This window comes from Halomonas sp. SS10-MC5, assembly GCF_015992245.1.
GTDB classification, from domain to species: Bacteria; Pseudomonadota; Gammaproteobacteria; order Pseudomonadales; family Halomonadaceae; genus Halomonas; species Halomonas sulfidoxydans.
In genome coordinates this window covers 904,453-915,979 of sequence record NZ_CP065435.1, presented here as the reverse complement: position 1 = coordinate 915,979, position 11,527 = coordinate 904,453, and the positions used below count along the sequence as shown (strand labels likewise).

At 66.7% G+C, this 11,527-nt stretch carries 10 protein-coding genes; 2 read left to right on the top strand and 8 right to left on the bottom strand.

The window, feature by feature from the left end; all coding sequences use genetic code 11:
- Positions 1-85 precede the first annotated feature (85 nt).
- From adk to ampD, 4 genes are all read right to left on the bottom strand, one after another.
- Positions 86-742 carry an adenylate kinase gene (adk, locus tag I4484_RS04315; protein WP_197449786.1) on the bottom strand — a complete coding sequence of 219 codons (657 nt, stop codon included), beginning with the start codon at positions 740-742 and terminating at the stop codon, positions 86-88.
- A gap of 239 nt (positions 743-981) precedes the next feature.
- Positions 982-2,985, bottom strand: a complete 2,004-nt coding sequence (gene aceF / locus I4484_RS04310) for a pyruvate dehydrogenase complex dihydrolipoyllysine-residue acetyltransferase (RefSeq protein ID WP_197449785.1) — start codon at positions 2,983-2,985, stop codon at positions 982-984.
- Between the two features lie 61 nt (positions 2,986-3,046).
- Positions 3,047-5,719 carry a pyruvate dehydrogenase (acetyl-transferring), homodimeric type gene (gene aceE, locus I4484_RS04305; protein WP_197449784.1) on the bottom strand — a complete coding sequence of 891 codons (2,673 nt, stop codon included), beginning with the start codon at positions 5,717-5,719 and terminating at the stop codon, positions 3,047-3,049.
- Positions 5,720-6,041: 322 nt separating this feature from the next.
- Positions 6,042-6,611 (bottom strand): 1,6-anhydro-N-acetylmuramyl-L-alanine amidase AmpD, encoded by a 570-nt coding sequence (gene ampD, locus I4484_RS04300; RefSeq protein WP_197449783.1) that lies wholly within the window; start codon positions 6,609-6,611, stop codon positions 6,042-6,044.
- Between the two features lie 77 nt (positions 6,612-6,688).
- Here ampD and nadC point away from each other — a divergent pair, with 77 nt between their 5' ends.
- Positions 6,689-7,543: a carboxylating nicotinate-nucleotide diphosphorylase gene (nadC, locus tag I4484_RS04295; protein WP_217626098.1), complete on the top strand. Its 855-nt coding sequence runs from the start codon at positions 6,689-6,691 to the stop codon at positions 7,541-7,543.
- A gap of 9 nt (positions 7,544-7,552) precedes the next feature.
- On the opposite strand, the gene I4484_RS04290 is transcribed toward nadC, so the two are convergent.
- Entirely contained in the window at positions 7,553-8,089 is a 537-nt protein-coding gene (locus I4484_RS04290; protein WP_197449782.1) for a GNAT family N-acetyltransferase, read from the bottom strand.
- A gap of 88 nt (positions 8,090-8,177) precedes the next feature.
- On the opposite strand from I4484_RS04290, the gene tsaA reads away from it, so the two are divergent.
- On the top strand, positions 8,178-8,903 hold the full coding sequence (gene tsaA / locus I4484_RS04285; protein ID WP_234283591.1) for a tRNA (N6-threonylcarbamoyladenosine(37)-N6)-methyltransferase TrmO: 726 nt from the start codon (positions 8,178-8,180) through the stop codon (positions 8,901-8,903).
- Between the two features lie 61 nt (positions 8,904-8,964).
- Here tsaA and purC read toward each other — a convergent pair whose 3' ends face one another.
- The 3 genes from purC to I4484_RS04270 are packed head-to-tail and all read right to left on the bottom strand — an operon-like array spanning position 8,965 to position 11,501.
- The gene (purC, locus tag I4484_RS04280; RefSeq protein ID WP_197449781.1) at positions 8,965-9,678 is read right to left on the bottom strand and encodes a phosphoribosylaminoimidazolesuccinocarboxamide synthase; all 714 of its coding nucleotides are present in this window, start codon (positions 9,676-9,678) and stop codon (positions 8,965-8,967) included.
- Between the two features lie 45 nt (positions 9,679-9,723).
- Positions 9,724-10,530 (bottom strand): MBL fold metallo-hydrolase, encoded by an 807-nt coding sequence (locus I4484_RS04275; protein WP_197449780.1) that lies wholly within the window; start codon positions 10,528-10,530, stop codon positions 9,724-9,726.
- Entirely contained in the window at positions 10,530-11,501 is a 972-nt protein-coding gene (locus I4484_RS04270) for a lipoprotein, NlpB (RefSeq protein WP_234283593.1), read from the bottom strand. Before I4484_RS04270 ends, I4484_RS04275 begins: the two co-directional genes overlap by 1 nt.
- Between the last annotated feature and the right edge of the window lie 26 nt (positions 11,502-11,527).

Genomic DNA, 11,527 nt, shown 5'->3' with positions numbered 1-11,527 from the left:
ACGCCGCCGCGTGACGCGGGACGATGGCCCATGACGACGATGGCCCGCCGAGGCGGGCCATTCAGAAACGACCTGTAGCCAGACGTTATCCGTCCAGCGCCTCGGTCACCTTGCGCGTAATCTCGTCGACGCTGCCGACGCCCTCCACGCGGTGATAGGCAGGCGCAGCGTCAGGCTCCTCCTGTGCCCACTGCTGGTAGTAGTCGACCAGCGGCGCGGTCTGCTCGTGGTAGACCGCCAGGCGGTTGCGCACGGTGGATTCGCGGTCGTCATCACGCTGGATCAGCGGCTCGCCGGTGACGTCGTCCTTGCCCTCTTCCTTGGGCGGGTTGTACTCGACGTGGTAGACCCGGCCCGAGCCCGGGTGTACCCGGCGACCGGCCAGGCGCTTGACGATCTCCTCGTCCTCCACGGCGATCTCGAGGACGTGATCGATCTTGACTCCCGCCTGCTTCATGGCATCCGCCTGGGGAATGGTGCGCGGAAAGCCGTCGAACAGGAAGCCGTTCTCGCAATCGGGCTGGGCGATGCGCTCCTTGACCAGCGAGATGATGAGATCGTCGGACACCAGGCCCCCGCTGGTCATGATCTCCTTGACCTTCAGCCCCAGCTCGCTGCCCTCCTTGACCGCCGCACGCAGCATGTCGCCGGTGGAAATCTGCGGGATCTTGTAGCGCTCGCAGATGAACTGGGCCTGGGTACCTTTGCCGGCACCCGGCGCGCCCAACAGGATCAAACGCATCTAGCTGCTCCTTGAGAGAGTGGAAATTCTTGTGGGTAAAGGGAATGTCATGAACGATAACCGCGGCGGCGTCGCCAGACAACTCTACGCCGCGGCCCAGGCCTCTCGCGCCTGGCCAAAGCCACTGCATTTTCAGCCAATTATGGCCGGGTTGCACTTTGGTCTCCCCTCCCGAAAGTGGAGGCTCCAAAGACCGACGGCGCCCCGCAGGGCGCCGTCGGTACCGCTTTCGGCAATGATTACATCAGCAGTCGCCGGATGTCACTCAGCGCCGCCGCCAGGAAGGCGGTGAAGCGCGCGGCATCGGCCCCGTTCACCGCCCGGTGGTCGTAGGAGAGCGACAGCGGCATCATCAGCCGCGGTTCGAAGTCGGCACCGTTCCACACCGGCTTCATCTGCGCCTTGGAGACGCCGAGGATGGCCACCTCCGGGGCGTTGACGATCGGCGTGAAGGCGGTACCGCCGATGGAGCCCAGGCTCGAGATGGTGAAGCAGCCGCCGGTCATCTCCTCGCGCTTGAGCTTCTTAGACTGCGCCTTGCCGGCCAGCTCGACGCTCTCCTTGGCCAGGTCGATCAGCGACTTCTTGTCGGCGTCGCGAATCACCGGCACCATCAGGCCGTCCGGGGTATCCACGGCAACGCCGATGTGGACGTACTTCTTCCACACCAGGGTCTCGCCGTCGCTCTTCAGGCTGACGTTGAACTGGGGGAACTTGCGCAGGGCGAAGGCACACGCCTTGATCAGGAACGGCAGCGGGGTGAGCTTGGCGCCCTGGGCCTCGGCCTCGGCCTTCATCGACTTGCGGAAGGCTTCCAGCTCGGTGATGTCGGCCTCGTCGAACTGGGTAACGTGAGGCACGTTGAGCCAGCTGCGGTGCAGGTTGGTGGCGCCCATCTTGAGCAGACGCCCCATCGGCTTCTCTTCGATTTCACCGAACTGGCTGAAGTCCTGATCCGGTACCGGCGGGATGCCCGCGCCGCCACTCGCCGCCGGCGCGGCAGCAGGCGCCTTGGCCTGGCCTGCCATCACCTGCTTGACGTAGGCGTGGACGTCCTCCTTGAGCACTCGCTCCTTGGGCCCGCTCGGCTTGACCAGGCCCAGGTCGACGCCGAGTTCGCGGGCCAGCATGCGCACCGCGGGGCCGGCGTGGACCAGCTTGCCGTCGCGCGGTTTGTGGGCCGCCATCTGCGCCTCGGGGCTCGGCGTACCGGCCGGGGTCGGCTTGGCCTGGGTGGGCGAAGCCGGCTTTTCGCTGGGCTCGCTCGGCGCCTTGCTGGCCTTGGGCGTGGCCGCCCGCGGCTTGGCCCCAACCACCTCGATATAGCCGATCAGGTCGCCCTCGGAGACGGTGTCGCCCTCCTTGACGGTGAGTTCGATCAGCTTGCCCTTGTAGGGGCTCGGCACGTCCATGGAGGCCTTGTCGGACTCCAGGGTGATCAGCGGGTCCTCCTCGTTCACCTCGTCACCGGCGCTGACGGCGATCTCGATGATCGGCACGTCGCTCGAGCCGGAGAGATCCGGCACGCGGATCTCCTTGCGCTCGGGCTCGCCGCTCGTCGCCTCCTCCTCGGCCGGGGCCTCGGCCTGCTCGGCGGGCTCCGCGGTGGTCTCGACGGCTTCCGGCTCGGCCTCTTCGCCGCCTTCGCCGGCGATCTCCATGGTGCCGATCACGTCGCCCTCGGAAACGGTATCGCCCTCCTTGACGGTGAGGGACACCAGCTTACCGCTATGGGGGCTGGGCACGTCCATGGAGGCCTTGTCCGACTCCAGGGTGATGAGCGGGTCCTCCTCGCTCACCTCATCGCCCTCGGCGACCGCCACTTCGATGACCTCGACGTTCTCGGAACCGCCCAGGTCCGGCACCTTGATCTCGACGGTACGCTTGCCGCCGCCGGAGGATTTCTTCGCCGCCGGCTTCTCTTCGGCGGCCGGGGATTGCTTGGGCGCCTCTTCTCGCTTGGCCTCGGCCTTCTCGCCGCCGCCGGCGTCATCGCTGCCGCCGCCTTCCACCTCGAGCTCGACGATGTCGTCGCCCTCGGAGACGGTGTCGCCCTCCTTCACCAGCACACGAACGACCTTGCCGCCCTTGGGCGAGGGCACGTCCATGCTGGCCTTGTCCGACTCCAGCGTGATCAGGGTGTCCTCGGGCTCGATGACGTCGCCTTCGGATACGGCGATTTCGATGATTTCGACATCTTCGCTGCCGCCGATGTCGGGAACTTTGATGATTTCGCTACTCAAGGTCGCGCTCCTTCCAAATCGTGCCTGGAACAGGCGGGCCCGGGCCCGCCTGGCCACCGGATCAGCTCGTCAGCGGATTGGGCTTGTTGGGGTCGATGCCGTACTTCTTGATCGCCTCGGCGACGACCTTGCGATCCAGCTCGCCGCGATCGGCCAGGGCCTTGAGCGCCGCCACGGTCACGAAGTAGCGATCGACCTCGAAGAAGTGGCGCAGCTTCTCGCGGGTGTCGGAGCGGCCGTAGCCGTCGGTTCCCAGTACATGGTAGTCGGTCGGCACCCAGGCGCGGACCTGATCGGCGAACAGCCGCATGTAGTCGGTGGAGGCGATGACCGGCCCCTCGCGCCCTTCCAGGCAGCGGGTGACGTGGGGCTTGACCGGCTCGTCGGCGGCGTTGACGAACGCCTCGCGTTCGAGCAGCAGGGCCTCGCGGCGCAGCTCGTTGAAGCTGGTCACGCTCCACACGTCGGCGCCCACGCCCCACTCCTCGGCGAGCATCTTGGCGGCGGCTTCCACCTCGCGCAGGATGGTGCCGGAGCCGAGCAGTTGCACGTGGCCCTTGTCGCCTCGGTGCTCGCGCAGCAGGTACATGCCCTTGATGATGTCATCGGCCGGCACGTTCTCGAGCTCGGGGTGCTCGTAGTTCTCGTTCATCACCGTCAGGTAGTAGAAGCAGTTCTCCTTGTCGGCGAACATGCGCTTCAGGCCATCCTGGACGATCACCGCGACCTCGTGGGCGTAGGTCGGGTCGTAGCTGCGGCAGTTGGGGATGGTCGCCGCCTGCAGGTGGCTGTGGCCGTCCTGGTGCTGCAGGCCCTCGCCGTTGAGCGTGGTGCGCCCGGCGGTGCCGCCGACCAGGAAGCCCCGCGCCTGCAGGTCGCCGGCGGCCCAGGCCAGGTCGCCGATGCGCTGGAAGCCGAACATCGAGTAGTAGATGTAGAACGGCAGCAGCGGCAGGTTGTGGTTGCTGTACGAGGTGGCCGCGGCGATCCACGCCGACATCGCGCCGGCCTCGGTGATGCCCTCCTCGAGGATCTGGCCCTTCTTGTCCTCGCGGTAGAACATGATCTGGCCCTTGTCGACGGGCTCGTACTTCTGGCCTTCGGAGGTGTAGATGCCGAGCTGGCGGAACATGCCCTCCATGCCGAAGGTGCGCGCCTCGTCGGGCACGATCGGCACCACCTGCTGGCCGATCTTCTTGTCCTTCACCAGGCCGTTGAGGATACGCACGAAGGCCATGGTAGTGGAGATCTCGCGCCCCTTGGAACCGGCCAGCTGGGTGGCGAAGGTCTTGTCCTCGAGGCTGGGGATCGTCAGCGCCTCGAAGTCGCTGCGGCGCTGCGGCAGGTAGCCGCCCAGGCGCTCGCGCTGCAGGTGCATGTACTTGAGTTCGGGCGAGTCGTCGTCCGGCTTATAGTACGGCACCTCCTTGAGCTGCTCGTCGGTCAGCGGGATACCGAAGCGGTCGCGGAACTTGCGCAGCGCCTCGTACTCCATGGTCTTGACCTGATGGGCTTCCATCGAAGCCTCGCCCTCGCCGCTGCCCATGCCGTAGCCCTTGACGGTGTGCGCCAGGATCACGGTGGGGCGGCCGTTGGCGTTGTTCACTGCCTCGTGATAGGCGGCGTAGACCTTGAACGGATCGTGGCCGCCGCGGTTCAGGCGCCAGATGTCCTCGTCGGACATGTCCTTGACCATCTCGGCGGTTTCCGGGTACTTGCCGAAGAAGTGCTCGCGGGTGTAGCCGCCGTCGATGGCCTTGTAGTTCTGGTACTCGCCGTCGACCGCCTCGTCCATGCGCTTCTGCAGGATGCCCTTCTTGTCCTTCTCGAACAGTGGGTCCCACAGCCGGCCCCAGACCACCTTGAGCACGTTCCAGCCGGCACCGCGGAAGACCCCTTCGAGTTCGTCGATGATGCGGCCGTTGCCGCGCACCGGGCCGTCCAGGCGCTGCAGGTTGCAGTTGATGACGAAGATCAGGTTGTCGAGCTTCTCGCGGCTGGCCAGGTGAATGGCGCCCAGCGATTCCGGCTCGTCGCACTCGCCGTCGCCCATGAAGCACCAGATCTTGCGATCGTGCATGCTCCTGAGCTCGCGCGAATCGAGGTACTTCATCACGTGGGCCTGGTAGATCGCCTGGATCGGCCCGAGGCCCATGGAGACAGTGGGGAACTGCCAGAAGTCCGGCATCAGCCAGGGATGCGGATAGGAGGAGAGGCCGTCACCGTCGACTTCCTGGCGATACTTGTCCATCTGCGCCTCGGTGAGGCGTCCTTCCAGGTAGGCGCGCGCGTACACGCCCGGCGCCACGTGGCCCTGGATGTAGACCAGGTCGCCCTCGAAGTCGCCGTTGGGCGCTCGGAAGAAGTGATTGAAGCCGACGTCGTAGAGCGTGGCGGCGGACATGAAGCTGGCGATGTGGCCGCCGAGCCCCGGGTTGGCGCGATTGTTGCGGATGACCTGGGCGATGGCGTTATAGCGAATCAGTGAGCGGATACGCCGCTCCATGAACAGGTCGCCCGGCATCGGGGCTTCACGATGCACCGGGATGGTGTTGCGATGCGGCGTCGTCACCGAGAAGGGTGCCTGCATGCCGTCGCGGCGCAGCCGGTCGGCCAGGCGCGTCAGCAGGTACCGGGCGCGTTCCTCGCCCTCACGATCCAGGACCGATTCCAGGGAATCCAGCCATTCCGTGGTTTCGACCGGATCGAAATCTTCTCTTGCCTCCAGACTCATAGACGTCTCTCCGAGTGACAATGTGATGTCAGGTTGCCCCCCGTGCGCGGACGAAGGGCAGGTCGATGCTACTGACGATCAGGGGAATGTCAGGCCGCGACGCGGCTGTTGTAGTCATTTTACAGAAGCGCATACAACGAATGGCGTAGAACATACCGTAAAGTGGCCTTCCTGCCAATCTCAGAGAAATGGAATTTTTTTCCATAAGTTGAGCATTGCATTGCAACACAAGATGTTACGACAACCATTTACGCCTACGGCCGGGCCGGGACGAAATGTAATAAAACTACCGTATGATTGCACCCTTACCCTGGCACACGTCTCATTCGCCGTTTTTTAACGCCTTGAGACACTGGCGAAAATAAGCCCAGTCGAAGGCCGGGCCGGGATCGCTCTTGCGCAACGGCGCCACGCGCGCATGGCTGGTGATACGCGCGAAGTTCATGTCAGGATAGTTGACGTTGAGAGTCTTCGTGACCGCGGCCAGGGCGCGGTACTGGGCGTCGCGATAGGCATGGATCTCGTCACCCTCCAGTTCGATGCCGACAGTGAAGTCGTTCAGCGCCCGCCGTGCCCGCCCCCCATCGATCCAACAGGAACGACCGGCATGCCAGGCACGTCGGTCGAACGACACGAACTGCACGCATTCGCCGTCGCGCCGGATCAGCAGATGGGCCGAGACCCGCAGCTGGGCGATGCCGGAGAAGAAGGGATGCGCCGAGGCATCCAGGGTGTTGGTGAACAGTCGCTCGATGTGCTCGCCGCCGAATTGGCCGGGCGGCAGGCTGATCGAGTGCAGCACCACCGCCGAGACCTCGCCCTCCGGGCGCGCATCTTGGTTGGGCGACGGCACGCGCCGGACCCCCTCTAGCCAGCCTTCCTCGATTCTCATCTCGTTCCCCTGACGTCCTGGAGCTGGATTCCCTATAATGACGGTCCCGACGCCCCATGAACATGAAAAGGCACGCCATGCATTATCAGGACGCCCTTGTCGAAGCGATCCGCGAAGCCGCCGCCCACCTGCTGTCCGAGGATGTCGGTCCGGGTGACATCACCGCGCAGCTGATTCCGGAAACGCAGTGGGCCACGGCCCGGGTCATCACACGCGAGCCGGCGGTCCTGTGCGGCGTGGCCTGGGTCGAGGAGATCTATCGACGCCTCGACCCCAGCGTGCGTCTGCGCTGGGGCGCCGCCGACGGCGACCGCCTGGAAGCCGACCAGTGCTTCCTCGAACTCGAGGGGCCCGCCAGGGTCCTGCTCACGGGGGAGCGCGCCGCCCTCAACCTGCTGCAGACGCTCTCCGCCACCGCCACCCGCACGCGGCACTACGTCGACCTGCTCGAGGGTACCGGGGTACGCCTGCTCGACACCCGCAAGACCCTGCCCGGCCTGCGCCTGGCGCAGAAGTACGCGGTCACCTGCGGCGGCGGCCACAACCACCGCATCGGCCTCTTTGATGCCTTCCTGATCAAGGAGAACCACATCGCCGCCTGCGGCAGCATCGCCGCCGCCGTGAAAGAGGCGCGCAGCATCGCCCGCGACCTGTTGGTGGAGGTGGAGGTGGAGAGCTTCGAGGAACTCGACCAAGCGCTGGCGGCGGGCGCCGACATCGTCATGCTCGACAACTTCAGCCTCGACGACATGCGCGAGGCGGTGAAACGCAGCGCCGGCCGGGCCACGCTGGAGGCCTCCGGCAACGTCGACGAGACCACCCTGCGCCAGATTGCCGAGACCGGCGTCGACTGCATCTCCAGCGGCGCCCTGACCAAGGACGTCAAGGCAATCGACCTGTCGATGCGCATCACCGAGCTACGCCACGCCTGATCCGTTTTTCTAGGTCTCGATCGCCGTGAGGCGCTTCTCCAGGCGCCTTCGCTCGAGCTGCACTCCGCCCCGCGTGACCCACTCGACGCCGAGATCCTGCCAGCCGCGGCGCAGCAGGCTCTCGGCCAGCATGCGGCTAGCATCGAGGGTGACGTGGCCATGGCCATGCTCGAGCAGCATGCGCTCGGCATGTACCAGCAGGGTCGAGCCGATGCCGCGTCGCGCCAGCGACGGCCAGACGTAGAGGGTCTGGACATGTCCCTTGGGAAGGTCCAGCTCGAGGAAGCCGACACAGCGCCCGTCGCAGGTGGCCATCAGCGTGGTGTAGAGGGCTTGTCGCGCGGCCCATACGCTGCCCTCACGCGGCATCGTCGCGGCCCACGCCTCACGCTCCGCCACGCTGTAGTGTGCGGCCGCGCCCTGCATCACGGCGTGATGGAAGACCTCAGCCTGATCGGCAGCGTCACGTGCCTTGGCCTGCCGGTAGAGGATCCGCGGCGAACCGCTCCTCATCGTCGGCGCGTCGTTCGTCGTCATCGTTTCCATCTTCCCTGCCATACCTCGCGTGATCTGACTCGGCGTGCAGGTTACACAAGCTCGCCGCCGGGGCCAATGGCAGGCATAATCCCACCCCATGACCAGCCCATCGCTCCCCGCCGCCAGCTATCCGATGCACCCGATCGGCCGCATCGAGAGCGACTTTCCCGACAAGTTCGGCGTGCCGCGCCAGCCCGGGCTGGCCTCGGCTGCCCACGCTGAGCTGATACTTCTTCCTCCCTACGACGACCCCCTGACGGTGCGCGGTCTCGACGCCTTCGGCCACCTGTGGCTGACCTTCGTCTTCCACCACAGCCCCGAGCGCTGGACGCCGCTGGTGCGCCCTCCGCGACTCGGCGGCAACGCCAGGGTCGGGGTGTTCGCCAGCCGCAGCACGCACCGCCCCAACCGCCTGGGGCTGTCCTTGGTGGAACTCCTCGAGATCGACACCCGCCGGGGGGTGCGCCTGGTGCTGGGCGGCTGCGACCTGGTCAGCGGTACCCCGGTGCTCGACATCAAGCCCTACCTGCCCTGGGTCGAGGCGCGGCCCGAGGCACGCGCCGGCTACGCCCCCGAGGCGCCACCGCAGTTGGAGGTGCGCTTCAGCGCCGAGGCCGAGGCGGCGCTGGCCGCACGCGACGACGCCGCCTCGCTGCGCGAACTGATCCGCCAGGTGCTGGCCCAGGATCCGCGCCCGGCCTATCGCCAAGGGGCGGAAGAGAGACTATATGGCGTACGCCTGCGCGATGTCGACGTGCGCTTTCGGGTCCTCGAGGAGGCGCAGGTCACGCGGCTGGAGGTGGTGGAGATCGTCCCGGCCTGAACACGGCGACGCCCTCGCGAGGAGGGCGTCGAGGGCAACGATTCCGGAGCGCTCGGCCTGTTCAGGCGAACTCTACCCCGATGCGCCGGCCCACTTCCTCGTAGGCCTCGATCACACCGCCGAGCCCTTGGCGGAAGCGGTCCTTGTCCATCTTGTCGCGGGTCTTGGCGTCCCACAGGCGGCAGCCGTCCGGCGAGAACTCATCGCCCAGCACGATCCGCCCCTTGAACAGGCCGAACTCCAGCTTGTAGTCCACCAGCAGCAGGTCACCATCAGCAAACAACTGTTTGAGCACCTCGTTGACGCGGAAGGTCAGCGCCTTCATCTCGGCGAGCTGTTCCGGCGTGGCCCAGCCGAAGGTCTCGGCCAGCGACTCGTTGATCATCGGGTCGTGCAGCGCGTCGTTCTTGAGGAACAGCTCGAAGGTGGGCGGCGTGAGTTCGCGCCCTTCCTCCACGCCCAGGCGCTTGACCAGCCCCCCGGCGGCGATGTTGCGCACCACGCACTCCACCGGAATCATCTCGAGCTTCTTGACCAGGCTCTCGGTGTCCGAGAGGCGCCGCTCGAAGTGGGTGGGAATGCCCGCCGCCGTCAGCTTTTCCATGATGAAGGCGTTGAAGCAGTTGTTGACCATGCCCTTGCGCGCCAGCGACTCCATGCGCTCGCCGTCGAAGGCGCTGGTGTCGTCACGGAAATGCAGGACGAGCAGATCGGGGTCGTCGGTGGCGTAGACCGACTTGGCCTTGCCGGCGTAGAGTTCTTGGCGCTTTTCCATGGGAGTCTCCAGAGAGGGGTGAAGGCATGACCTGAGGATGGCAATTCAGACGATCGCCTGCCACTGCAGCCCGCTGTCCTGGGCGGCGATGGTCAGGCGCGAGGCGTCCCCGTCGAGCAGCGGCGCCAATGCCTCGAGGGCGAGCTCGGGGCGGTTGTTGTGTTCCGAAAGATGGGAGCAGACGATGCGTTGCAGCCGGTCGAGGCCCAGGCGCTGGAGCAGCGCTGCCGCCTGAACGTTGGCAAGGTGCCCCCAGTTGCCGCCCACCCGGCGCTTTAGCCGTGGCGGGTAGGGCCCGACCTCGAGCATGTGGCGATCATGGTTGCACTCGAGGATCAGCGCATCGCAGCCGTGAAACGCCTCGACGATGTGGTCGGTGGGGTGGCCAAGGTCGGTCAGCACCCCCAACCGACAGCCGCGGGATTCGAAGCGGAACTGGACCGGCTCGCGGGCGTCGTGGGGGACCGTGAACGGATCGATCATGAGGCTCTTCACCGCGAAGCGCGACTGCGGTGTGATCCAATGGCGTTGGGGGACCTCGCCCAGGCGCCCGGAGAGCCAGGTGCCCGGCGTGAGATAGACCGGCACCGCGTGGCGCCGCGCCAGGGGGCCCACGCCGCTCAGGTGATCGCCGTGCTCGTGGGTGACCAGCACGGCGTCGAGCTGGCGCGGGTGCAGGCCAAGACGCGCCAGCCGCCGCTCGGTCTCGCGCAGGCCGAAGCCGCAATCGACCAGCACCGTGGTCTCGCCGTCGCTGACCAGGGTGGCGTTGCCCTTGCTGCCGCTGCCGAGCGAGGCAAAGCGAAGCTTGCCCGCGTCCGGCAGCGGCTGGATGGCCGGCCCCAGCGGCATCAGCGCAGCAGGCTCGACACCCGCTCGAGCAGCTCGCGGGCGTCTCCTTCGGTGAAGCGCCGCTCGCTCTCGTTGACGGCACGCAGCGTGGTGCGCTCGGGGCCGTCGGACTCGAGCACCAGGCGGATCTCCTGGGGCATCTGGCGCACGTCGGGGCTGAGGATGATCTGCAGCATGCCACGGCCACGCTCGGAGGCGGTCATGTAGCTGACCAGGAAGTCGTGCTGCTCGGGGTTCTGCTCAAGCAGTTCGCGCCGGTTCTCCACGCTGAAGTCGGCCTCGAGCTGATGGTTCAGCTCGGCCCAGACGCGGTCGATGTCGAGCGGAATGCGCACGACCCATTCACCGCTGGCAAGCTGCTCGAAGCGCAGGCGGTCCTCGCGGGAGATCTGCTGCCCCGCCAATGAGGCGGCGCTGGCGCTCTCGCTGCGCGCGCTGAAGTGCTGCTCCAGCGCATCGAGACAGGCCGCCACCGGACGCCCATTCTGGTCGCAGCGCACCTCACTGTCGCCGGCGCGCAGTCCCTGGCGCACGCTCAGCCTGCCCTGGGCGGTCTCCAGCACGCCGCGGGCATCGTCGCTGGCCTGCACCTGCAGGCCGCGAGCCCGGGCGAAATCCTGCAGTTGCGGCCACACCATGCCCGGGTCGGCGCCGACCACCAGCCAGCGGTCGCTGCCGACCTCGCGCCGTTCGACGAAGTCGCGCTCCACTTCGCGGCTCGCCGGCAGGCGCTCCGGGCTCGGCGCGCGGAAACGCTCGCCGTCGGTGTGCAGGCGGCCCTGCGCCTCCGGCACCGGCATGGCATCGCGATAGCGCTGCTCGTTGCGCCCTTGCGGCAGCACCAGGGGCGCGCTGCGCTGGGCCTTCACGTAATCGATGTTGCGATCGTCATAGAAGCCTTCGCGGGCGCAGCCAGCAGTGGCCAGGGCGGCGAGAGCCACCAGCGGCATCCATTTCAGCGCAGAGTTCATGCATTCACCTTGCAGTCAGAGTATCG